This window comes from Marinomonas ushuaiensis DSM 15871, from assembly GCF_000521805.1.
In the GTDB taxonomy this organism is placed as follows: domain Bacteria; phylum Pseudomonadota; class Gammaproteobacteria; order Pseudomonadales; family Marinomonadaceae; genus Marinomonas; species Marinomonas ushuaiensis.
The window spans coordinates 14836-36482 of the sequence record NZ_JAMB01000019.1 but is presented as its reverse complement, the minus strand read 5'-3'; the positions used below and the strand labels follow the sequence as shown (position 1 = coordinate 36482).

Annotated in this window: 24 protein-coding genes; 14 read left to right on the top strand and 10 right to left on the bottom strand. The window is 40.4% G+C overall.

All coding sequences use genetic code 11. The annotated features are described in order from the left end of the window. The first annotated feature begins 2 nt into the window (after nucleotides 1-2). Together arsC and wrbA are read left to right on the top strand one after the other, a co-directional pair. On the top strand, nucleotides 3-347 hold the full coding sequence (gene arsC, locus MUS1_RS14700) for an arsenate reductase (glutaredoxin) (RefSeq protein ID WP_036163813.1): 345 nt from the start codon (nucleotides 3-5) through the stop codon (nucleotides 345-347). After that, complete coding sequence (wrbA, locus tag MUS1_RS14695) at nucleotides 344-946, top strand: NAD(P)H:quinone oxidoreductase (protein ID WP_036163811.1); 603 nt, start codon at nucleotides 344-346, stop codon at nucleotides 944-946. Before arsC ends, wrbA begins: the two co-directional genes overlap by 4 nt. Nucleotides 947-1060: 114 nt before the next feature. Here wrbA and cysB read toward each other — a convergent pair whose 3' ends face one another. Continuing rightward, complete coding sequence (cysB, locus tag MUS1_RS14690; protein WP_036163809.1) at nucleotides 1061-2035, bottom strand: HTH-type transcriptional regulator CysB; 975 nt, start codon at nucleotides 2033-2035, stop codon at nucleotides 1061-1063. Nucleotides 2036-2143: 108 nt separating this feature from the next. On the opposite strand from cysB, the gene MUS1_RS14685 reads away from it, so the two are divergent. Continuing rightward, the gene (locus tag MUS1_RS14685; protein ID WP_036163806.1) at nucleotides 2144-2905 is read left to right on the top strand and encodes a sulfite exporter TauE/SafE family protein; all 762 of its coding nucleotides are present in this window, start codon (nucleotides 2144-2146) and stop codon (nucleotides 2903-2905) included. Nucleotides 2906-2993: 88 nt separating this feature from the next. Then, a complete protein-coding gene (locus MUS1_RS14680) occupies nucleotides 2994-4070 on the top strand; it encodes a 3-deoxy-7-phosphoheptulonate synthase (protein ID WP_036163803.1) in 1077 nt (358 codons plus the stop codon). Nucleotides 4071-4173: 103 nt separating this feature from the next. Here the strand turns inward: MUS1_RS14680 and cysN are convergent, their stop codons facing one another. The 3 genes from cysN to MUS1_RS14665 all read right to left on the bottom strand — a co-directional run bounded on the left by cysN (nucleotide 4174) and on the right by MUS1_RS14665 (nucleotide 7955). Continuing rightward, a complete protein-coding gene (gene cysN, locus MUS1_RS14675) occupies nucleotides 4174-5787 on the bottom strand; it encodes a sulfate adenylyltransferase subunit CysN (protein WP_036163801.1) in 1614 nt (537 codons plus the stop codon). Nucleotides 5788-5832: 45 nt separating this feature from the next. Continuing rightward, nucleotides 5833-6738 carry a sulfate adenylyltransferase subunit CysD gene (cysD, locus tag MUS1_RS14670; protein ID WP_036163799.1) on the bottom strand — a complete coding sequence of 302 codons (906 nt, stop codon included), beginning with the start codon at nucleotides 6736-6738 and terminating at the stop codon, nucleotides 5833-5835. A gap of 314 nt (nucleotides 6739-7052) precedes the next feature. Beyond that, nucleotides 7053-7955 (bottom strand): LysR family transcriptional regulator, encoded by a 903-nt coding sequence (locus MUS1_RS14665; RefSeq protein ID WP_036163798.1) that lies wholly within the window; start codon nucleotides 7953-7955, stop codon nucleotides 7053-7055. A gap of 126 nt (nucleotides 7956-8081) precedes the next feature. On the opposite strand from MUS1_RS14665, the gene MUS1_RS14660 reads away from it, so the two are divergent. From MUS1_RS14660 to MUS1_RS14650, 3 genes are read left to right on the top strand one after another with little or no spacing between them, the layout of a single operon-like run. Beyond that, a complete protein-coding gene (locus tag MUS1_RS14660) occupies nucleotides 8082-8771 on the top strand; it encodes a type 1 glutamine amidotransferase domain-containing protein (RefSeq protein WP_036163796.1) in 690 nt (229 codons plus the stop codon). Between the two features lie 14 nt (nucleotides 8772-8785). Continuing rightward, complete coding sequence (locus MUS1_RS14655; RefSeq protein WP_036163793.1) at nucleotides 8786-9943, top strand: iron-containing alcohol dehydrogenase; 1158 nt, start codon at nucleotides 8786-8788, stop codon at nucleotides 9941-9943. A gap of 54 nt (nucleotides 9944-9997) precedes the next feature. Continuing rightward, nucleotides 9998-11044, top strand: coding sequence for an NADP-dependent oxidoreductase (locus MUS1_RS14650; protein ID WP_036163791.1), 1047 nt, complete (start codon nucleotides 9998-10000; stop codon nucleotides 11042-11044). 351 nt (nucleotides 11045-11395) lie between these two features. Here the strand turns inward: MUS1_RS14650 and MUS1_RS16430 are convergent, their stop codons facing one another. Together MUS1_RS16430 and MUS1_RS14645 are read right to left on the bottom strand one after the other, a co-directional pair. After that, nucleotides 11396-11533, bottom strand: coding sequence for an LPD1 domain-containing protein (locus MUS1_RS16430; protein WP_425411748.1), 138 nt, complete (start codon nucleotides 11531-11533; stop codon nucleotides 11396-11398). 104 nt (nucleotides 11534-11637) lie between these two features. After that, on the bottom strand, nucleotides 11638-11979 hold the full coding sequence (locus tag MUS1_RS14645) for a winged helix-turn-helix transcriptional regulator (RefSeq protein WP_036163789.1): 342 nt from the start codon (nucleotides 11977-11979) through the stop codon (nucleotides 11638-11640). Between the two features lie 108 nt (nucleotides 11980-12087). Between MUS1_RS14645 and MUS1_RS14640 the strand changes: the two genes are divergently transcribed. Next, nucleotides 12088-12855, top strand: a complete 768-nt coding sequence (locus tag MUS1_RS14640; RefSeq protein ID WP_036163786.1) for an SDR family NAD(P)-dependent oxidoreductase — start codon at nucleotides 12088-12090, stop codon at nucleotides 12853-12855. Nucleotides 12856-12923: 68 nt separating this feature from the next. Here the strand turns inward: MUS1_RS14640 and MUS1_RS14635 are convergent, their stop codons facing one another. Further along, on the bottom strand, nucleotides 12924-13847 hold the full coding sequence (locus MUS1_RS14635) for a hypothetical protein (RefSeq protein ID WP_036163784.1): 924 nt from the start codon (nucleotides 13845-13847) through the stop codon (nucleotides 12924-12926). Between the two features lie 157 nt (nucleotides 13848-14004). On the opposite strand from MUS1_RS14635, the gene MUS1_RS14630 reads away from it, so the two are divergent. Continuing rightward, a complete protein-coding gene (locus MUS1_RS14630; RefSeq protein ID WP_036163782.1) occupies nucleotides 14005-14586 on the top strand; it encodes a Fe-Mn family superoxide dismutase in 582 nt (193 codons plus the stop codon). A 105-nt stretch (nucleotides 14587-14691) separates the two neighbouring features. On the opposite strand, the gene MUS1_RS14625 is transcribed toward MUS1_RS14630, so the two are convergent. Both MUS1_RS14625 and MUS1_RS14620 read right to left on the bottom strand, forming a co-directional pair. Further along, nucleotides 14692-15105 (bottom strand): tellurite resistance TerB family protein, encoded by a 414-nt coding sequence (locus MUS1_RS14625; RefSeq protein ID WP_245595825.1) that lies wholly within the window; start codon nucleotides 15103-15105, stop codon nucleotides 14692-14694. Between the two features lie 29 nt (nucleotides 15106-15134). Beyond that, nucleotides 15135-15599, bottom strand: a complete 465-nt coding sequence (locus MUS1_RS14620; RefSeq protein WP_051436377.1) for a DUF6942 family protein — start codon at nucleotides 15597-15599, stop codon at nucleotides 15135-15137. A 221-nt stretch (nucleotides 15600-15820) separates the two neighbouring features. On the opposite strand from MUS1_RS14620, the gene MUS1_RS14615 reads away from it, so the two are divergent. The 4 genes from MUS1_RS14615 (at nucleotide 15821) to MUS1_RS14600 (ending at nucleotide 19087) form a co-directional block, all read left to right on the top strand. Continuing rightward, nucleotides 15821-16219 (top strand): YeeE/YedE family protein, encoded by a 399-nt coding sequence (locus tag MUS1_RS14615; RefSeq protein WP_036163779.1) that lies wholly within the window; start codon nucleotides 15821-15823, stop codon nucleotides 16217-16219. 22 nt (nucleotides 16220-16241) lie between these two features. Beyond that, on the top strand, nucleotides 16242-16661 hold the full coding sequence (locus MUS1_RS14610) for a DUF6691 family protein (RefSeq protein WP_036163777.1): 420 nt from the start codon (nucleotides 16242-16244) through the stop codon (nucleotides 16659-16661). 268 nt (nucleotides 16662-16929) lie between these two features. Further along, nucleotides 16930-18096: a type III PLP-dependent enzyme gene (locus MUS1_RS14605; protein ID WP_036163776.1), complete on the top strand. Its 1167-nt coding sequence runs from the start codon at nucleotides 16930-16932 to the stop codon at nucleotides 18094-18096. Between the two features lie 154 nt (nucleotides 18097-18250). Then, nucleotides 18251-19087 (top strand): MOSC domain-containing protein, encoded by an 837-nt coding sequence (locus MUS1_RS14600; RefSeq protein ID WP_036163769.1) that lies wholly within the window; start codon nucleotides 18251-18253, stop codon nucleotides 19085-19087. A gap of 120 nt (nucleotides 19088-19207) precedes the next feature. Here MUS1_RS14600 and MUS1_RS14595 read toward each other — a convergent pair whose 3' ends face one another. Further along, entirely contained in the window at nucleotides 19208-20794 is a 1587-nt protein-coding gene (locus MUS1_RS14595) for an ABC-F family ATPase (RefSeq protein ID WP_036163767.1), read from the bottom strand. 349 nt (nucleotides 20795-21143) lie between these two features. On the opposite strand from MUS1_RS14595, the gene MUS1_RS14590 reads away from it, so the two are divergent. Next, entirely contained in the window at nucleotides 21144-21635 is a 492-nt protein-coding gene (locus MUS1_RS14590) for a cyclic nucleotide-binding domain-containing protein (RefSeq protein ID WP_036163765.1), read from the top strand. Nucleotides 21636-21647: the final 12 nt, after the last annotated feature.

Here is a 21647-nt window from a genome sequence, read left to right as displayed (position 1 = left end):
AAATGACCACTATTTACCACAACCCGCGCTGCTCAAAATCTCGTCAAACACTACAACTCCTAGAAGAGCATGATATTCAGCCGAATATACGCCTGTACTTACAAGACAACCCAAGCGTTGACGAACTGCAAACTATTCTGAAACAACTCGCCATGTCACCATTAGAACTAATGAGAACAAAAGAGAGCCTTTATAAGGAACTTGGATTAAACAAAGACTCTAGTGATGATGAACGACTTCAAGCCATGCATAAAAACCCGAGCTTAATAGAGCGCCCTATTGTCATTCATAACAACAAAGCAAAATTAGGTCGACCACCAGAAAACGTGTTGGAATTATTTAAATGAGTGAACTACCTTACGTTCTAGTTTTATTTTACAGCCGTCACGGCTCTGTATCTGAAATGGCAAAGCACATTGCCAGAGGCGTTAATAAAGTAAGTGATGTTGAAGTAAAAATACGACAAGTGCCAGACGTTGCCGACACCACACAAATTGCAAAACCCGCACTTCCAGATGAAGGTGCGCCTTACTGCACGTTAGAAGAGTTATCCAACTGCTCAGGTCTTGCCATTGGATCACCGTCTTATTTTGGTAGCATGGCAGCACCTCTAAAGCATTTCATAGACCAAACATCGACACTCTGGCTTACAGGTCAATTGATTGATAAGCCAGCTTGTGGATTTACCAGTGCGAGCACTATGCATGGCGGCCAAGAACAATGTATTCACAGCATGATGACGCCATTATTACATCACGGAATGATTTGGGTCGGATTGCCTTACAAAAACAAAGAGCTCATTCACACTATGACTGGCGGTACACCCTACGGCGCAAGCCATTTAGCCAACAGCACCAACGAAACAACATTAACAGATGACGAAAAAGCACTTTGTGAAGCTCAGGGAAAACGTATTGCGGAAATAACGGTAAAGCTTAGAGAATAATCCCTTTCTAAAGCTGAAAAAACCACGATCATTTATGAAGTAACCCCCAATAGTTGGACTATCCAATTACTGGGGGTTTTTTAATGCCTACAAGAAGAGAAGCACACAGAAAGCCTAATATCTAGGCAGCTCAATATCTTTAAATAACAATTCAACTTCTTGTCTATTAGCAGACTCCATAGCTTCAATGACAAGGTCTTTCGTTAAATGAGGCGCGAAAGACTCAATAAATTTATACATATAACCACGAATAAATGTACTACTACGAATGCCTATTTTTGTACAACTATCAGCAAATAAGTGTGAAGCATCCAGTGAAACCAAATCCGAGTCTTGCTCTTCGTTGTACGCCATCGATGCAACAATACCAACGCCCAAACCAAGGCGAACGTAAGTTTTAATAACGTCAGAATCCGCCGCAGTAAATACAACGTTGGGGTGAAGATCTGCATCTTGAAATGCCTGATCCAATTGAGAACGACCCGTAAATCCAAACACATAAGTGACAATTGGAAATTCAGCCAAAGCGTCTAAAGTCAATTTCTCAACTTTTGCTAAAGGGTGATCTTTTGGCACAACCACAGATCGATTCCATATATAACAAGGCAGCATCACCAAATTACCAAACTGTTCAAGCGCTTCCGTTGCAATAGCAAAATCCACAACACCATCATTAGACATTTCAGCGATCTGCATCGGCGTCCCTTGATGCATATGTAAGGTAACGTCTGGATAACCTTCAATGAACTGATTGATCACTTTGGGCAGTGCATATCTAGCTTGTGTGTGTGTTGTCGCGATATCAAGAGAACCTTTACGCTCATCGCTGAACTCTTTAGCAACACGCTTGATATTCTGCGTCTGATTTAGAATTTCACCAGCCAAAGCAATAATTTTCTCACCAGCCGGCGTAACATGCGTTAAATGCTTTCCACTTCGTGCAAACACCTCAACACCAAGCTCATCTTCTAAAAGGCGAATTTGCTTACTTACCCCCGGCTGAGACGTATATAAACTTTGCGCTGTAGCCGAAACGTTCAAATCATTGCGCACCACTTCCCAAATATACCTAAGTTGCTGTAATTTCATCGGCGACCTTATTCGAAAAAGAATTAAAAACATAATAAAATATTACTTTATAGAATAGTAAAAAACATCTAGTGTTGCCAGCTTAAATAACTTCAATATGGTTTATGAATGGATTTTATCTGGTATATCGTTGCTGGTGCCGCAGTTGGTTTGGCAGTTGGCATCACAGGCGTTGGCGGCGGCTCACTTATGACGCCTTTATTATTACTCTTCGGCTTCCCACCACACATCGCTATCGGAACCGATTTAATGTACGCGGGTATTGCAAAAAGCACCGGCGTTGTTATGCATGCAAAACGCGGCAATGTTAACTGGAAAATTGTATTTGCTATGGCAGCGGGCAGCATTCCCGCCTCTTTGGTAACAGTGTGGGCTTTATCTCAATTCCACAAACCAGACCATTACCAAGAAATTCTTACTGGCACATTAGGCGTGATGTTAATTGTGACGGCCATTGTCATATTATTTAGAAATAAACTAATCAAAAATTTGAACGTCAATATCAGAGAAGACCAGGGAACAAAAATCATATTTTTTTCAGGTTTAATTTTAGGTGTATTTGTAACATTAACGTCCGTTGGCGCTGGCGCCTTAGGAACCGCAATTATGATGATTTTATTCCCCATTATGAGGGCAAAGAACATTGTGGGCACCGACCTAGCTCATGCCGTACCATTAACATTGGTAGCTGGCACTGGACATTTATTTTTGGGCAATGTCGATTACACCCTACTAGCAGCACTTTTAATTGGCTCTATTCCTACCATTTATATTGGTACGCGCATCGCAAGCCATGTTCCAAATCATATTTTGCAGCCCGTTCTAGCAACGGCATTATTAGCATTTGGAATAAAATACCTTTTCTTCTAAAAAACTCTTAAGTGGCGGTTCATTCGAAGATAAAAACACGTTATCGTTACTTATATAATTAAAAGCAAAAAAAGCAGGAAACCCCTTAATGAGTAATACACGTCTTGAAGACTTAAATATTGCCTCTTTTACCTCTTTGGTAACACCGAGCCAATTAAAAGAAGAATTATCGGTAAGCGATAGCATTAGTAATCATGTTGCAGAATCACGAGATACGATCAAGAACATCATGGACGGTAAAGATCACCGTTTAGCCATTGTTATTGGCCCATGCTCTATTCATGATACGGCTGCCGCTTTAGATTATGCGAAACGCCTAAAGAAGCTTGCAGCAGAATTAGATGATACTTTGTACATTATTATGCGCGCTTATTTTGAAAAGCCTCGTACGACCGTTGGCTGGAAAGGGTTGATAAACGATCCAAATCTAGATGGTACATTCGATATAGACAAAGGCATTCGAGTTGGTCGTAAATTATTAATCGATTTATCTGAATTGGGCCTTCCACTTGCTACAGAAGCACTGGATCCAATTTCACCTCAATACATTCAAGACCTTATTAGCTGGTCTGCCATTGGTGCTCGCACAACAGAATCACAAACTCACCGTGAAATGGCGTCTGGTTTGTCTGGACCTGTTGGCTTTAAAAACGGCACGGATGGCGGTTTAACCGTTGCTGTGAACGCAATGCAATCTGTATCTCATTCACACTCATTTCTAGGCATAAACGAAAGCGGCCAAGTTAGCATTGTAAACACTAAAGGTAACGCTTACGGCCACCTAGTTCTTCGTGGCGGTAACGGCTTACCAAACTATGATGCAACGAATATCGCACAATGCGAAACAGCACTTACGTCTGCCAACTTGAAACACAACATCATGGTTGATTGCTCCCATGAAAACTCAAGTAAAAAAGCAGAAAAACAAATCGCTGTAATGGAAGACTCAACCCAACAAATTTTGGATGGCAACAACTCCATCATGGGGCTAATGATCGAAAGTAATATTGGATGGGGCAACCAAAAAGTGCCTGCCGATCTGAAAGATTTAGAATACGGTGTATCTATTACTGACGCTTGCATTGATTGGGAAGCAACAGAAAAGTCATTAACTGCTATGGCACATGCTTTACGTGACTCTCTTCCAAAACGTCAACGCAGCTAATCAAAGAAGTCATTTAACATAACTTAAGACTTGATAAAAAAAATCAGTGTAGAATTCATCTACACTGATTTTTTTAAACTCAAATACTACTCACATTCTCAAATCACAAACGAACACTCTCGACTATCAAGTCAACAACATCATCAACTGACGTCTCTGTGATTTCAGAATCAGCAATTGCTGCATCCGCCACCAAGAAAGCTACACCCGTTTGACGAATCAAAGCCGCTTCTTGTACTGTTGCATCCGCTTTCACCAAGGCAACAATACCTTGACGTAGTAATAGTCGCTCTACAGTATCCGCTTTCACTAACACATCCGCAGACAAAGCAATGACAGCTGGCTTTTGACCAAGGCGTGCCGCACGATCTTCTGCGCTCACAACAGAGTCTGCATCCAGCTCAGCAATGGCTTCTTCCACCATCCCAGCACCAACAGTTACGTTAGTTAGACGGTCGATAATCACCAAAGCACCCGTCAAACGACTATTCTGGTATTCATCAAAGGCAACAGGCGCATCAAACTGAATAACACAATCGCCAATACCATTCAGCTCAAGCGCACTAATTTCGGTTTGTTCTAATGTGTTCACATCAATACGATGATTAAAGTGATGCACTTTACCCGGAACAGTTTGTGTTCCCAGCTTAAAGTCGTAAAGCTTACCCGGAACCAAGGCTTGATCTGCCATCCACACAACAGACGCGCGAAGCGTTGAGGCAATCAACGGCTCTTGATCTGGATGAGACAACATATCGCCACGACTGATATCGATTTCATCTTCCAATGTAATCGTCACCGCTTGCCCTGCTTTTGCCGATTCCAAGTTGCCATCGTACGTCACGATCTCAGCGACTTTAGATTTTTTACCAGAAGGCAAAGCCACAATCTCGTCACCCGGCTTAACAACACCCGCCGCAATGGTTCCAGAGAAACCACGGAAATCAAGATTCGGACGGTTGACATACTGAACAGGGAAACGGAAGGAATCACGTTTCACATCACGGTTAATTTGAACTGTTTCCAGCATGCCCATCAAAGGCAAACCTTTGTACCAAGACATACTCTCAGACGGATTTACCACGTTATCGCCTTTCAACGCCGACATCGGGATAAATTGAATGTCTTGTGGTTTACGATTACCAAGCTGATCAACAAACGCAAGGTAATCCGCTTTAATCTCATCATGCTTCGCTTCAGAGAAATCCACCAAATCCATCTTATTCACCGCAACAACGATATGTTTAATACCCAGCAAGGCTGCAATATAAGAATGACGTCGTGTTTGTGTTTGCACACCGTAACGCGCATCGATCAAAATAATCGCAAGGTCACAAGTAGATGCGCCTGTTGCCATGTTACGTGTGTATTGTTCGTGCCCCGGTGTGTCCGCGATAATAAACTTACGTTTTTCTGTAGAGAAATAACGGTAAGCCACATCAATCGTAATGCCCTGCTCGCGCTCTGCTTGCAAACCATCTACCAACAAAGCCAAGTCAATTTCTTCGCCTTGTGTACCGGATTTTTTACTGTCGCGCTTTACTGCATCTAAGTGATCTTCATAAATCAACTTAGAGTCATGCAATAAACGACCAATAAGCGTACTTTTACCATCGTCTACGTTGCCACAAGTAAGAAGGCGCAGTAGATCTTTTTCTTCATGTTGTTTCAAATAACCAAGTATGTCTTGGCTTATCAATTCTGACTGGTGAGACATTCTTTACTCCAAACTCTCTTTGCTCAAACCGACGTTACTTCAAACTTAGAAGTAGCCTTGTTTTTTCTTCTCTTCCATTGAACCGGAAGAGTCATGGTCAATCATTCGGCCTTCACGTTCTGAACTCGTCGTTAACAGCATTTCTTGAATGATCTCAGGCAAAGTCGCCGCTTCAGATTCCACAGCACCTGTCAGTGGGTAACAACCCAAGGTACGGAAACGAACCGACTTCATTTCAGGTACTTCACCATTCAACGGCATACGCTCGTCATCAACCATGATCATAGTGCCATCACGTTCAACCACTGGGCGTTTCGCAGAAAAATAAAGAGGCACAATTGGAATGCTCTCTAAGTAAATGTATTGCCAAATATCCAGTTCCGTCCAGTTAGACAATGGGAAAACACGAATGCTCTCGCCTTTGTTCACCTTACCGTTGTAGATATTCCAAAGCTCCGGACGCTGATTTTTAGGGTCCCAACGATGTTGCTTATCACGGAAAGAATACACGCGCTCTTTCGCACGAGATTTCTCTTCATCACGGCGAGCACCACCAAACGCGGCATCAAAACCGTATTTGTCTAAGGCTTGCTTCAAACCTTGAGTCTTCATCACATCCGTATGCTTAGAACTACCGTGAGTAAATGGACCGATGCCTTGGTCAATGCCTTCTTGGTTCTTATGTACAATAAGCTCTAAACCTAACTTCGCCACCAATTCATCACGGAAGGTGATCATCTCTTTGAACTTCCACGTTGTATCAACGTGCATCAAAGGGAACGGTGGTTTGCCAGGGTAAAATGCCTTCATCGCAAGATGCAGCATCACCGCCGAATCTTTACCGATGGAATACAGCATTACCGGATTATCAAATTCGGCTGCAACTTCACGAATGATATGAATACTTTCTGCTTCAAGCTGCTTTAAGTGAGTTAACCTTTCCTCAGTCATAAATCCTCATCTCTGTTGTAAGGAGTGTGTATCCGTAAACTATAACACGCAGAAAAGTTATAAAAACAAAGAAATATAGATCTTAATAGAATATGCATAGTTGAAAAATTCACTCTTGTTAAGGAGAAATACAGTGAATGAAAGGAAAGTAATTATTAAAAGTATAACTGTCATTAGACAATAAGACAGAATAAAAAGATGCTAAGCGATAGAGTCTTGCGAAGTTGAGTTTCTCAAGTCCATTTAGACAAACATATAGAAGATGATGGTGTCTCAACCTAATAAGTTAGGTTAAGGTAAATCAAATAACTACTTTAACGCACAATCTGCTTCCTGAAGTATTCTTTAATAAAATCAATAAGTAATCGTAGTTTTTTTGATTCTGCAGCACCGGAAGCGAAAACACCATATACATTTATATCACTAAGATTGTAGTCATCCAGTACCATTTCTAAAGTACCGGCTTTAATCTTTGGATGCGCATCATAGCTGGGTATCCGCCCTAATCCATGACCTCCTTCAACAAATGCGGTACGTGCCGCGGCGTTGTTTGTACTGATCTCGCCTTTTACTTTAATGCTAAATGAACGATTTCCTTTTTTTAATTCCAATACGTTTGACGTCAATTTATAAATAACCCATTTATGCGCTGTTAATTCAGACGGTGTTTTGGGGTAACCGTTTTTTTTTAAGTATTGAGGAGAGCCACAAAGGCAAGTTGTCAATGTTGAAAGCTTTGCCGCCTGTAAACCAGAATCAATAAGCGGTGCACCACGAATGGCTAAATCTATGCCTTCTTTCACGATATTAACCACTTCATCGGTAAGCATGACATCGAGCTCAATTTTCGGGTATAGCGTACGAAAATCATTAAGTGCAGGAACAATGGTCTGCAAGCCAATATTAACAGGGCAGGTTATTTTCAATAAGCCTTCTGGCTCATTTTTTAAATTTTCTATTTGCCGGTTCGCCGCAAACGCCTGTTCTGCAATGATACGACAACGCTGATAATACTGCTCCCCTGCTTCTGTAAGTGAAATTGTACGTGTTGATCGGTTGAGTAATTTAATAGCAAGGTGTGTTTCGAGCTTTTTAATATGGTAACTAACAACAGCACGGGACAAGCCGATATGCTTCGCTGCACCGCTTAAGCTACCTTGCTCAACAACCTGAGCAAACACCACCATACTTTTAAGTTGTTCAAACGAAACATCCATTAATAAGCATTCCTATCAAAATTTTTATTGTATCAATTTATTGAACAATGTTGTTAATTTTATCTGCATAGAATAATTATTGAATAGGAATATACTACTGACATTAATTTAATTGGAGAGAATAAAATGAGCACTAAAAAAGTATTAATCGTATTAACATCACATGATGAACTTGGTAATACTGGTCACAAAACAGGCTTTTGGGTTGAAGAATTTGCCGCTCCTTATTACCTCCTAAAAGATGCAGGCGTAGACATCACCTTAGCATCACCAGCAGGTGGCCAGCCGCCTATTGATCCTAATAGCGCACTTCCAGATTTCCAGACAGAATCAACAAAACGCTTTGATGCGGATAAAGAAACACAGGCAATATTATCTCAAACTCATAAACTATCTAAAATGAATCAAGCAGATTACGATGCTGTATTTTACCCAGGTGGCCACGGTCCATTATGGGATTTAACTGAAAACGCAGTATCAATTGCATTAATTGAATCATTTTTAAGCGCTGATAAAGCAGTCGCAGTGGTATGTCATGCTTCTGCAGCATTAATCAATATTAAAGATAAAAATGGCGAGTTAGCTGTGAAAGGAAAAGTGGTAACAGGCTTTTCAAACACAGAAGAAGCTGCAGTTCAATTAACAGACGTAGTACCTTTTTTACTAGAAGACGAATTAGTAAAAAAAGGCGCAGAATATCAAAAAGTCGCTGATTTTGAAGCTTATGCCGTACAAGACGGTTTAATTATTTCAGGTCAAAATCCAGCGAGCTCAGAGTTAGTGGCAGAAAAATTACTTAATCATATGAATGCATAAAGGTAGATACACACATGTTAAATTTTAGTTTTGAAAATCAAACACGTATTCATTTCGGCGAAGGCCAAATTGCAGCAATAACAAATGAAATCCCACTCGATGCAAAAGTATTAGTCACTTACGGCGGTGGTTCAATTAAAAATAATGGCGTTTACGATCAAGTTGTCGCGGCATTAAAAGATCACACTTGGTTTGAATTTTCAGGTATTGAGCCAAACCCAAAATACGATACGTTAATGAAAGCGCAAACCATTATTAAAGAACACGGCGTTGATTATCTATTAGCAGTGGGCGGCGGTTCAGTTGTTGATGGCACTAAATTTATTGCAGCAGCCGCGTTATTTGAAGGCGACGACCCTTGGGATATCGTAACAAAACAACTTAATATTAATAAAGCATTACCTATTGGTGCAGTGTTGACATTACCCGCTACAGGCAGTGAAACAAACACTGGCGCAGTAGTAACACGCAACGGCCATAAACTCCCTTTTAGAAGCCCTGTTGTTCGCCCTAGTTTTGCCGTACTTGACCCAGCGGTAACCTTGTCGCTTTCTGATCGCCAAATTAGTAACGGTGTTGTTGATGCGTTCATCCATACTATGGAGCAATACTTAACTTATAGTGTAAACGGTAAAGTACAAGATCGTTTTGCGGAAGGTTTATTGCAAACATTAATAGAAGATGGCCCGAAAGCATTACAAGCTGAGCATAAAAATGACTTAGAAATACGTGCAAATATTATGTGGTCTGCAACCATGGCATTGAATGGTTTAATCGGCGCGGGTGTTCCTCAAGATTGGTCGACGCACATGATCGGTCATGAGCTAACGGGAACTTACAATATTGATCACGCACGTACATTATCTATTGTATTGCCAGCAGTGATGAAAGTAGGCAAAGAGTCTAAACACGATAAATTAGTGCAATATGCACAACGTGTTTGGAATATTACCGAAGGTAGCGATGCTGAAAAAATCGACCAAGCCATTGAAAAAACAGAAGCCTTTTTTATCAACATGGGCATGCCAATTCGTTTATCTGATATTGATTTAGGCGCATCTGATATTGACGTGCTGATCTCACAACTTGAAATACACGGTATGGTTGCACTAGGCGAACATCAAAGTACAACACTTGAGATTAGTCGCCAAATTTTAAATACAGCATTGTAATAAATTAAATTCAGCCCATACAAGCATGTTTGGGCTGACTAATAGGATAACTCTATGACACAAAATAATACCGTAAATCGTCAAGTACTATTAGCTTCTCGCCCTGTTGGCGCGCCAACTGAAAGTAACTTTTCTATCGCAGAAAATACAATACCTGTAGCGCAGGAAGGAGAAGTATTATTACGTACTGTTTTCCTTTCATTAGACCCTTATATGCGTGGCCGTATGAGCGCAGCAGAATCCTACGCAGCACCAGTTGAAATAGGTTCACCTATGGTCGGCGGCTCTGTGTGTCGTGTTGAAACGTCTTTAAATGCAGACTTTCAAAAAGGCGATTGGGTTGTTGCGTTTGCTGGCTGGCAGGATTATAGCGTCAGTGATGGAAAAGGACTTGTTAAATTGCCTGCCATGCAAAACCCTTCCTATGCATTGGGTGTATTAGGCATGCCGGGGTTCACCGGCTACATGGGATTACTGGATATTGGTCAGCCTAAAGCGGGTGAAACTGTTGTTGTAGCAGCGGCAACCGGTGGTGTAGGTAGCACTGTTGGTCAAGTTGCCAAAATCAAAGGCTGTAAAGTTGTTGGTATTGCTGGTGGCCCTGAAAAATGTAAATTTGCCGTCGAAGAGCTAGGTTTTGATTACTGTTTAGATCACTATCAAGATAATCTAGCTGAAGAATTAGCAAAAGTTTGTGTTGATGGTATCGATGTGTATTTTGAAAATGTCGGCGGCAAAGTCTTTGATGCGGTTTTGCCATTGCTAAACACACAAGCACGTATTCCGCTTTGTGGTTTAATTTCACAATACAACCTGACTGAACTACCGGCTGGACCGGATCGTTCTTCAGCATTAATGGCTCGTTTACTGGTTAAACGTATTCGTCTGCAGGGCTTCATTGTCTTTGATGATTATGGTTCACAATACGGTGAATTTAGTCAACAAATGAGTCAATGGGTTAGTGAAGGCAAAGTTAAATACAAAGAACAAATGGTTGAAGGTTTAGACAATGCACCATCGGCATTTATGGGTCTACTCGAAGGTAAAAACTTTGGTAAATTAGTTGTTCGGGTTGGCGCAGATGACATGGAAACGAAATAATAATTCACCAGCCGCTATAGAATAAACAAAAGAAGGTGATCTTTGGATATTCAAATCTACAAAATCACCTTTTTTATAGCGGTAACACCTATTGAGTTTCTTTTCTTAATGCCGAATCAAAACATAGGTTAGTTTGTAGGTGGGCGATTTGTTGTTGGGTTTGTTTGTTAATCGCCGCGACAAGTACGGGTAAATCGTGAGGCTTTATATTTTCCGGTCAAGCTTCTGGCTTTCTACAACGACTTAACAAAAATAGATCAACAAAATCTAACCAACCTCCCTTCCCAACGCGGCACCCAGTCGGTGGAAGTAGGCTCGAAACGCATGATTGATGCGCTCTCGCTGTTCGCCTTAAGGGTAAAGTCCTGCTTGGGCTTCTTCTGAATAACGGGAACCTTTGACGAGAAATCGACTACTGGGTTTGGCGCCTTCAACGAAGGCTTCAAATGCTCTGGCGCACATTTCTTCTGGTTTGGAATAGTAGACAATTTTGTGGGCTTTAAGGCTGATTTTTGAGTGGCAGAAAGCAGTTGCTAAGGCAAAATAATTTAACTAATTGGCAGGTGAAGGAGCATTTTATTAATTACTTTTTATTAAGCCAATGCACTCATTTCATCTTCTAGATCTTTTAACTCTTCAATAATCGTAATGAATTTTTTACCAAAAGAAGTAACTACGTATTCTACTTTAGGTGGTACTTCGTTATATTCGATTCGTTCAATGATGCCAAAGTCCATGTTTTTACGCAGACAATCGTTAAGCACTTTAGTGGTTAAACCATCAACACTTCGTACCATTTCACCCGGTCGATTAACACCTTCAGCCAAAAGCTGATACACGGTCAATGACCATTTACAACGAAAAACGGCTTCGACTATGCGGGTGCTGCGCTCTGGTATAGAATTAATTTTCATTATTTTTTGCTTATTAATCATAAAGATATACCTTTAAGTACCTACCTTACTAAATAGTACTTACTTTTTTAAAACGATTTTCACTCGTAACCTTTGCTTCACTTTAAACATAAGAACAAGGATTACCAAATGAAAAATACAAAACAATCTGTCGCACTTATTGTTGGTGGATCAAGCGGAATGGGCTTCGAAAGCGCAAAGCTATTATTACAACGCAACATTAAAACAATCATTGTCGGACGCAACCCAGAAAAACTTAATAAAGCCAGTGACGCGCTTTCTGAATTCGGTGACGTTAGCACACTACAAGCAGACTTATACAACAAAGAGGATGTTCAACGTATTGTGACATTCGCTAACGATAATAACTTACACATCAAATATTTACTTAATTCTGCAGGTTACTTTAAACCGAAACCATTTGTTGATCATGATAATAATGATTTCGACATTTATCACGAATTAAATCGCGCCATCTTTTTCATATCCCAAGCGGTTGCTAAAAATATGATTGCGAACGATGGCGGCGCCATTGTGAATATTGGTTCAATGTGGGCAAAACAAGCCATCAAAGCAACGCCTTCTTCTGCTTATTCAATGGCAAAAGCAGGATTGCATTCATTAACTCAGCACATGGCAATGGAACTAGCGGACAGCAATATTCGTGTCAATGCGATTTCACCTGCTTTGGTTAAATCAACGATCTTCGAATCCTTTATTGATCCAACAGTGATGGACGAAACATTAGCAACATTCAATGGCTTCCACCCAATAGGTAGAATTGGACAACCAGAAGACGTGGCGAAAGTGGCAAGTTTACTACTGAGTGATGATACAAGCTGGGTAACAGGGGCAATATGGGATGTTGATGGCGGAGTGATCGCAGGTCGCAATTAATATAAGTTTAGAAATAATGAGATAAAAGAGACAACCAACTCTTTAGTTGGCTGTCTCTTTTTTACAAATTATTCAGCGTTAAGTTGTTGCTCTAATACCAATTGATTAATTTGTTTACGTAGTCGATTTATTTCACCGTTAACCTGAGTTCTAAATGCATCACTGGAATTTATTGCATCTTGATGATTTGTTAAGCTTGTTTGAATTTTTGCTAAATCCGCTGCGCTAACATCCGCAGACTTATTCTCAAGCGCTGAAATCTTTTTCTGCGCGGATTCCAAGTCCTGAAGAAGAGTCCTCACATTCAGACCCAACGTTTGACTTTGACCTGCTTGAAGTGCAATTTGGCTTTCAACTGATTGCAATTGTTTTGCTTGAGCTTCTTGCTTCACAGCAACAACCTTCACCGCTTCATCGATACCAGAAACAGCAGGTATCAACTTATTGTAGCCAGCTTCTAAATCATTAAAGGCTGATGATTGTATTGCGATACGTTTAGACTGAGTGGATAAAGTATCCTTAAGACTCGCAATCAACTTCTGAAGCTTTGCAATTTCATCACCATTATCTGCAATCGATTTTCTATTTCGATCATAAGCAATAGCCCAAAGCTTGCGAATTTCACTATCGTGAGTTTTAAGGGTTTCTTCAAGGGTTTGACCTTGCTTATTCGCAGACACATCCGCAGCAATTAATTGATGGTCTAAATTCTGGATTTCACTTTTAGCACCATAAATTTCATTACGCAGTTGCATATTTTGCTGCCATAACCAATATCCAACGCCAGCCGAAATTAACAGAATAAATATTAATAAAAAATAAACACCTACTAGGCTGGTTTTTTTCTGCACTACCATTGTCTTAGGCGCATGAGTAGGCCTTGCTGGAGAAGGAGCAGAATTATCTTTTGGTGCTGCATTAGGTCTTCTATCACTGACTTCATCTTGATCCAGAGTCAGGCTTGGGATCTCAACATCATCGTCTCTTTGCATGGAAATCTTATATAACCGCTATTAATAAAAATTATGGAAAATCGTAGAAGAACAATCCTAAATAATATTATCTTAAGATGTTCAATGCTACTATATAAGCACCATTAACTGCTTGATAACAAGCATTTTTCGTTAATATAAAGCAAGGAGAATTGAAATGTCTTTTGAATTACCCGCTCTTCCTTACGCTAAAGACGCACTTGAGCCGCACATGTCGGTTGAGACGCTTGAATACCATTACGGTAAGCATCACAACACATATGTTGTTAAATTAAATGGTCTACTTCCAGGATCTGAGTTTGAAAACAAATCACTTGAAGAAATCGTCAAATCTGCCTCAGGCCCTGTTTTCAACAATGCAGCTCAAATCTGGAATCACACTTTTTTCTGGAACAGCTTAAGCCCTAATGGCGGCGGCACTCCAACGGGTGCTCTAGCAGACGCTATCAATGCAACTTGGGGTTCTTTTGAAAAATTCCAAGAAGCGTTCAATGATAAAGCAGTAAACAACTTCGGCTCTAGCTGGACATGGTTAGTTAAGAATGCCGATGGCTCTTTAGAAATCGTAAACACAAGTAATGCAGCAACGCCTCTTACTGGTGACCAAACGGCTCTAATTACTGTCGACCTTTGGGAACACGCTTACTACATTGATTACCGCAATGTTCGTCCTGACTACCTTAAAGGTTTCTGGGCGCTAGCTAACTGGGAATTTGCGGCAGCAAACTTCGCAGCTTAAGGCCTTTCCTGACGTTCTTATTAAAACGTCAGTAAGACCAGTCAAAAAACGCGGCTTATTTGCCGCGTTTTTTATCTAAAAAGAAAATGTCATCACTATTCAAATTTACTCTTTGCTTATTTCATTCTGTACAAATATTTTTGCCTGAATAAATTCAGAATGAGGCATAAAGAGCAATTCACTGATTCTTCTGATTCTATGATCTTCATGGGCATCGAGATCACCATCAACAAAAGCGACACGCCACAAGGCTTTTAGAAGAAGCATTTTTTGCTCTAGTGTTGCGGTTTCATTAATCACTTTAGTGAATTGGTACAAATCATTTGCGTGCTCTACGCCGGTTTTAGCCTCTTGGTAAAGCACATCTATATCATCACCCAATTCGCTGACTTCACGGAGAAAGTCTTTAACTTGCCCTTCTTCTTTTTCATCAATAACATGGTCTGCCAGCATAACTTCCATAAGTAAGGCCGCAACCGCTTTTTGATAGGTTATTTGCTCACCTTGCTCAACTGGCATACTAAAAAGACTCTTTAAAGCTTTAAGCATCATTTCTCCAAAATGGTTTTACGTATTTTTTCAATTAGAACATTAGGAAATTGGCGATAATCTAAATAAGGACACCAAACACAAGAGGACGAAAAAGCAGCAACATGCCCTTCTCCAATTTCTTTCGCAAAGTCTGGCACAGGCCAAGCATCTCGAAAAGTATTACCAACAATGAAAAGTTTGCCTTGATAGCCATCTAATTGATCTACCGTAAAGGCAATCCCAACTTTCTTTAACAAGTCTTTATCACGGAATTCTCGCCAATCATCATAATGAGGAACAACCAGTTTCGCCATGATGGTTAAAATCTTGCGCCAATGGTTACCATTTAATTCAATCAAAAGTGCAGCATCAAGCTCCCTAGACAAAACACAGTCGCTCTCCTTGGATAACATAGGCTTGTTAGGCAAAAGAAAAACACATTGCGCCTCATCTTTTGAAGCACCTAGCCATAAATCATTCATCTAATCTCCTTTATCACTCAAGAATACAGCGTGTTTTCCATATTATCAGCCATCTAATAGGTAAATAGTGTGGAACTAAAGACCCCATTCTCTTTTTATAATCAGTCTTCATAAGCAAAAGTCGCAATAAAAAAATAAAAATCAATCATTTCAAAAAATACATTAGCATTACCTTATTAAGATACATTAGAATAGACTAATATTAATAATTGGAATCTAACATGGAAACTATATTTAACCCTCTCGTTGGCGGGCTACTGATTGGCTTAACGGCAACAATATACCTTCTTGTTACAGGCAAGGTAATTGGTATCAGCGGCATACTGTCACAACTTGTATTTAGCAAAGGCCGTTTTTTGCCTTTTTTATTCATAGCGGGACTCATCATAGGTGGTAGCGCGTACGGCATTTTAACGGAGCAAACGGTTGCGTTTCCTGAAACAAGAAGCCCATTACTTCTAATCATCTCTGGATTGCTTGTCGGTTACGGCACACGACTTGGTGGTGGCTGTACTAGTGGTCATGGCGTTTGTGGCATATCGAGACTATCACCTCGCTCCATTGCTGCAACAATCATCTTTATGGCAACGGCCATCATTACTGTTGCCGTTTTAAACTAAGCAAACAGATTAGGAAATCATCATGAATGCAATTATTACACTTCTGGCTGGCTTGCTGTTTGGTTTGGGATTGGCTTTTTCGGAAATGACTAACCCTGCCGTCGTCATTGGCTTTTTAGATATTTTCGGTAACTGGAACCCTTCACTTATCATTGTTATGGCCAGTGCCATTGCTGTCGGTATGATTGGGTACTTTATTAAAGGAAAGCAACTGCGTCCTTTTTTAGGCAGCACATGGCAAGTGCCAACTTTACGCCAAATCGACTCGAAATTGATTATTGGTTCATCACTTTTTGGTATTGGTTGGGGCATCAGTGGTTACTGTCCTGGACCTGGTTTGACCGCACTAGTGAACAATCCAAACGAAGGTATTTATTTCGTTGGAGCATTAATCATCGGTAGTGGTTTACACTATTTTCAAACCAAAATATCGCACAAATAAGACCTTACAAGTCATATGAAAAAAGAGACGATTTTCCGTCTCTTTTTTTTGACTAAAAAACAAAAAAATACTTGACGTAATCTCCTCTTGACCTTAAATTTCGCCCGCGTCATTGCTGAACATAATCCGCACCGCTTCAACTGCTGCGCTAGTCGCTTAAGGCCATCATAAATAAGGCCGGATAAGTAACAGCCATAAGTAGGACGGGAAAAGCTAAAGACGTTTACTTATTATCGGTTTATGTTTGTACAATGAGGAGTTTCTATCCATGACCATTAATGTCAACGATTTCTACACACCTGAGCGCTTCGCTCGTTTCAAGGCCTTTGCTGCAACAAAAGAAACACCTTTTGTTGTTATCGATACAGAAATAATCGATGAAGCTTACACCGAAATCACCAAAGGCTTCCCTATCGCCGATATCTTTTATGCGATCAAAGCCAATCCAGCACCAGAAGTCCTAACACTACTTCGTGATCGTGGTTCAAATTTCGACATAGCATCACGTTATGAGTTGGATAAATTACTTGCAATTGGTGGCGTATCTCCAGACCGTGTGAGTTATGGCAACACAATCAAAAAAGCAAATGACGTACGCTATTTCTATGAAAAAGGTGTTCGTATGTTTGCGACTGATTCTGAAGCAGATTTACGTAACATTGCCAAAGCCGCACCAGGCTCTCGTGTTTACGTCCGTATTTTGACGGAAGGTACCGTAACGGCCGACTGGCCGCTTTCTCGTAAATTTGGCTGTCGTCCAGACATGGCGATGGATTTACTTGTTTTAGCAAAAGAACTTGGTTTGATTCCTTACGGCATTTCATTCCATGTTGGTTCTCAGCAGCGTGATATAGGTGCATGGGATGCCGCTATTGCTAGCGTTAAAGTGATTTTTGAGCGTTTAAAAGAAGAAGACGGTATTGAGCTTCAAATGATCAATATGGGTGGCGGTTTTCCTGCTAACTATATTACGCGAACCAATGAGCTATCAACTTACGCAGAAGAAATTACACGTTTCTTGGAAGAAGACTTTGGCACAGAATTACCACGCATCATTCTTGAGCCGGGTCGTTCGCTTATTTCTAACGCCGGCGTATTGGTCAGCGAAGTGGTATTGATTTCTCGTAAATCACACACAGCATTGAACCGTTGGGTATTTACGGACGTAGGGAAATTTTCTGGTCTAATCGAAACACTGGATGAATCCATCAAATACCCGATTCACGTAGAAAAAGAAGGCGAACTAGAAGAAGTGATTATTGCAGGTCCAACTTGTGATAGTGCCGACATCATGTATGAAAACTACAAATACGGACTGCCACTTAATCTAGCCATTGGTGATCGTATGTTTTGGTTGTCTACTGGCGCCTACACTACGACATACAGTGCGATAGAATTTAACGGTTTCCCTCCTTTGGCTTCTTATTATCTATAAGACCCATTGATAAGCCTCAAGCTGACAATGCCAAAACGGTAACCGAAAGAACAAGCCTCAGAATTCTATTCTGGGGCTTTTTTATTAGGCTTTTTTAATTGAAAAAAAGACACACCCTAAGTAATAATGATGGCTAATCCCTAAAGGAAATCTCATGACCTACTCCCTGAGCAAACTGGCTATCTATCCGATTAAATCCATTCACGGCATTACATTGCAAACCAGCCAAGTGAACGAAGCCGGCCTTTTGAATGATCGGCGCTACATGTTAGTAACACCAGATGGAGAATGTGTGACAGGAAGGGAATTTCCAAAACTAACCTTAATAAAAGCAGAACAACTTGAAGATGGCGCTTGGTTGCTTTCTCACCCAACTCTTGTAACTGAATTAACGCTTTCCCCAAAAAGCCTTTCTGGGAATTATAAAAACGTCGTTATTTGGGAAGAAAGCGTACAAGGGGAAGTTGCCCTGGAAGAAGCAAATATCTGGTTCAGTTCAATTCTAGCTGAGCCCGTTGAGTTGGTCTACTTTAGTGACAAATCAGTACGTTTCACTAGCAGAAAACCAGATTCTCCAGTCGCCTTTGCTGATGGCTACCCTTTTCTACTCACCACACAAGCATCATTAAATGAACTCAATAGAACCTGTCCAGAAGATATTAAAATGGCTCAATTCCGACCGAATCTGGTCATTGAGGGGAACAAACCATTTGAAGAAGACAGCTGGAAGCGCATTAAAATTGGTGAAGTAGAGTTTGAAAATGTAAAACCCTGTATTCGCTGCATTTTCACCACATTAAACCCAGAAACAGCAGAACGACTCAAAAAAGGTGAACCATTAAAAACACTGGGGAAATTTCGCCTTCTAGATAAGAAAGGCATCACTTTTGGAATCAACATGATTGCTTTAAATACAGGCATTATCAATGTAGACGACAAAGTCGAAATCCTCGAATATCAAGAAGCCGATACTTATAATGACAGACGTTAGTACTAGCCAGTATTAATGCTTAAAAACATTCATCACCTCAAACAGTAAACATAAAAAAAGGAAGACCATTTGGCCTTCCTTTTTTATTTACTTATTCATTTACTTATCTTTTTATGAAACTTAAGACTCTAGCTTTTCTAAGTACTCATCGTAAGTGCCATGGAAATCGACAACACCTTTACTTGTTACTTCGACAATGCGAGTCGCAAGAGAGGAAACAAATTCACGGTCATGACTGACAAAAATCAAAGTGCCAGGATAATGATCCAACGCTAAGTTCAAGGCTTCAATGGACTCCATATCCATGTGGTTGGTTGGCTCATCCATCACAAGAACATTTGACTTTTGCAGCATCAATTTACCAAAAAGCATACGACCTTGTTCACCACCAGACAGTACTTTAACGGATTTTTTAATGTCATTTTGTGAGAACAATAGACGACCAAGTGTGCCTCGGATGATTTGCTCATCATCAGTTTCTTGACCCCATTGGTTCATCCACTCAACCAAGTCCACGTCTTTTTCAAATTCGTGGGCATGATCCTGAGCATAATAACCAATATTGGCATTTTCAGACCACTTCACTTCGCCTTTGGTTAGGTCTGTATCGCCAACCAAACATTTAAGCAGGGTTGTTTTACCAATACCATTTGGACCGATAACCGCAATACGCTCGCCCACTTCAACCATCATGTTCAAGTTACTGAAAAGTGGTTCGTCATAAGACTTAGCAAGGTTTTCAACCTGTACAGCAAGACGATGTAGTTTTTTCTCTTGCTCAAAGCGAATGAACGGGCTTTGACGGCTAGAAGGTTTAACATCTTCAAGTTGAATTTTATCAATTTGTTTCGCACGAGAAGTCGCTTGCTTAGATTTCGATGCGTTAGCAGAAAAGCGGCTCACGAAGGATTTCAATTCGTTGATCTGTGCTTTCTTCTTAGCATTATCCGCTAATAAGCGCTCACGAGACTGTGTTGCTGCTGTCATGTACTCATCATAGTTACCAGAGAACAAACGCAACTCACCGTAATCCAAATCTGCCATGTTGGTACAAACAGAGTTTAAGAAGTGACGGTCATGGGAAATAATGATCATGGTGCAGTTACGATCAACCAAAACGCCTTCCAACCAACGAATCGTGTTGATGTCCAAGTTATTGGTAGGCTCATCCAACAACAGTATTTCTGGATCAGAAAAAAGCGCTTGTGCTAACAATACTCGAAGTTTCAAACCAGGTGCCACTTCGCTCATCAAACCGTAATGTTGTTCAGTTGAAATACCAACACCCAACAACAATTCTCCGGCACGAGCGTCTGCCGTGTAGCCATCCATTTCTGCAAACTCAGCTTCCAAATCACCAGCACGTAAACCGTCGGCTTCTGTCATTTCAGGGTTAGCATAAATCGCATCTTTTTCAGACTTAATAGCCCAAAGCTCTGTATGCCCCATCATGACAGTATCGATAACAGAATATTCTTCGTAAGCGAATTGATCCTGTTTCAATTTACCAAGACGTTCATTAGGATCTTTCGATACATTCCCTGAACTTGGCTCTAGATCACCACCAAGAATTTTCATGAAAGTGGATTTACCACATCCATTCGCTCCGATAAGACCGTAGCGCTTACCTTCACTGAATTTAACAGAAACGTTTTCAAAAAGAGGTTTTGCACCAAATTGCATAGTGATGTTAGCTGTCGTTAACAAAGTATTCTTCCACTGATCATTAAGTAAATGTTTGTACTCCAATCTATCTAATTAAAAATTCAATCAGACTTGAGCAGGAGTAACGCTTATGTGGCGCATTATCGCACAGTTTGCCCTTATTCTTTAAGAGACAAACAACTTATTCCATAAAAAACTAACATCTATCGTTACACTCAATATGATTGTATTACTAGGGAAGACAAAAAAGTGGTGTTTTCCTTGCAGAATAAGTCCAATATTTAATAGATTTAGCTATTTAGAAATACAACTATTAGCCGATGAAATGATAACAGCGAAAACTTATGGCAAGGAAAACCAACAAAAACCCACTTGGCGAAGAGGATAAAAAATGAGAGCCCTCTCAGCAACTGAAGCTCAATACGACATATCCATCACGCGTTTAAAAGATGGGTCTATATTTGGCGCTTTATCAGAACCAGCAATTCAATATTTATTAGACAATGGCATTTTGATACAGGCACAAAAAGGCGACGAAATATTCAGCTATGGTAGTAAAGGCGGCAACTTCAATATTGTTCTGCATGGCAGTCTAGACTTTTACAAACATCACGAAAATAAAAGCATCTTCACCCGCAAGATTCAATTCGGAGAAGTCATCGGGTTTGTATCTATGATTGCACTGCACGATCGAGTAGGTAACCTTTATGCCGACGAAGACTGTTTATTACTTGAAGTCTCAAGTAATCTTTTCAGCGACTTTCATGATGATTTTCCGTTTGATTTCGGAATATTACTGATGAATTTATCAAGGGATATGGCAAGAACCATAAGAACATTAAGTAACGCTCTCGTTGAAAATAATGTCTCTATCAAAAAGTAAATCGAGACAAAA

Bases quoted from the DNA above. Each gene is read 5' to 3' on its own strand.
- MUS1_RS14630 (WP_036163782.1), top strand. From the start codon at position 14,005: ATGTCTTTTGAATTACCCGCTCTTCCTTACGCTAAAGACGCACTTGAG.
- MUS1_RS14590 (WP_036163765.1), top strand. From the start codon at position 21,144: ATGAGAGCCCTCTCAGCAACTGAAGCTCAATACGACATATCCATCACG.
- MUS1_RS14665 (WP_036163798.1), bottom strand. From the start codon at position 7,955: ATGGATGTTTCGTTTGAACAACTTAAAAGTATGGTGGTGTTTGCTCAG.
- MUS1_RS14640 (WP_036163786.1), top strand. From the start codon at position 12,088: ATGAAAAATACAAAACAATCTGTCGCACTTATTGTTGGTGGATCAAGC.
- MUS1_RS14625 (WP_245595825.1), bottom strand. From the start codon at position 15,105: ATGCCAGTTGAGCAAGGTGAGCAAATAACCTATCAAAAAGCGGTTGCG.
- MUS1_RS14645 (WP_036163789.1), bottom strand. From the start codon at position 11,979: ATGATTAATAAGCAAAAAATAATGAAAATTAATTCTATACCAGAGCGC.
- MUS1_RS14635 (WP_036163784.1), bottom strand. From the start codon at position 13,847: ATGCAAAGAGACGATGATGTTGAGATCCCAAGCCTGACTCTGGATCAA.
- wrbA (WP_036163811.1), top strand. From the start codon at position 344: ATGAGTGAACTACCTTACGTTCTAGTTTTATTTTACAGCCGTCACGGC.
- MUS1_RS14650 (WP_036163791.1), top strand. From the start codon at position 9,998: ATGACACAAAATAATACCGTAAATCGTCAAGTACTATTAGCTTCTCGC.
- cysD (WP_036163799.1), bottom strand. From the start codon at position 6,738: ATGACTGAGGAAAGGTTAACTCACTTAAAGCAGCTTGAAGCAGAAAGT.
- MUS1_RS14610 (WP_036163777.1), top strand. From the start codon at position 16,242: ATGAATGCAATTATTACACTTCTGGCTGGCTTGCTGTTTGGTTTGGGA.
- MUS1_RS14655 (WP_036163793.1), top strand. From the start codon at position 8,786: ATGTTAAATTTTAGTTTTGAAAATCAAACACGTATTCATTTCGGCGAA.
- cysN (WP_036163801.1), bottom strand. From the start codon at position 5,787: ATGTCTCACCAGTCAGAATTGATAAGCCAAGACATACTTGGTTATTTG.
- MUS1_RS14685 (WP_036163806.1), top strand. From the start codon at position 2,144: ATGGATTTTATCTGGTATATCGTTGCTGGTGCCGCAGTTGGTTTGGCA.
- MUS1_RS14600 (WP_036163769.1), top strand. From the start codon at position 18,251: ATGACCTACTCCCTGAGCAAACTGGCTATCTATCCGATTAAATCCATT.
- MUS1_RS14620 (WP_051436377.1), bottom strand. From the start codon at position 15,599: ATGAATGATTTATGGCTAGGTGCTTCAAAAGATGAGGCGCAATGTGTT.
- MUS1_RS14615 (WP_036163779.1), top strand. From the start codon at position 15,821: ATGGAAACTATATTTAACCCTCTCGTTGGCGGGCTACTGATTGGCTTA.
- arsC (WP_036163813.1), top strand. From the start codon at position 3: ATGACCACTATTTACCACAACCCGCGCTGCTCAAAATCTCGTCAAACA.
- MUS1_RS14660 (WP_036163796.1), top strand. From the start codon at position 8,082: ATGAGCACTAAAAAAGTATTAATCGTATTAACATCACATGATGAACTT.
- MUS1_RS14605 (WP_036163776.1), top strand. From the start codon at position 16,930: ATGACCATTAATGTCAACGATTTCTACACACCTGAGCGCTTCGCTCGT.
- cysB (WP_036163809.1), bottom strand. From the start codon at position 2,035: ATGAAATTACAGCAACTTAGGTATATTTGGGAAGTGGTGCGCAATGAT.
- MUS1_RS14680 (WP_036163803.1), top strand. From the start codon at position 2,994: ATGAGTAATACACGTCTTGAAGACTTAAATATTGCCTCTTTTACCTCT.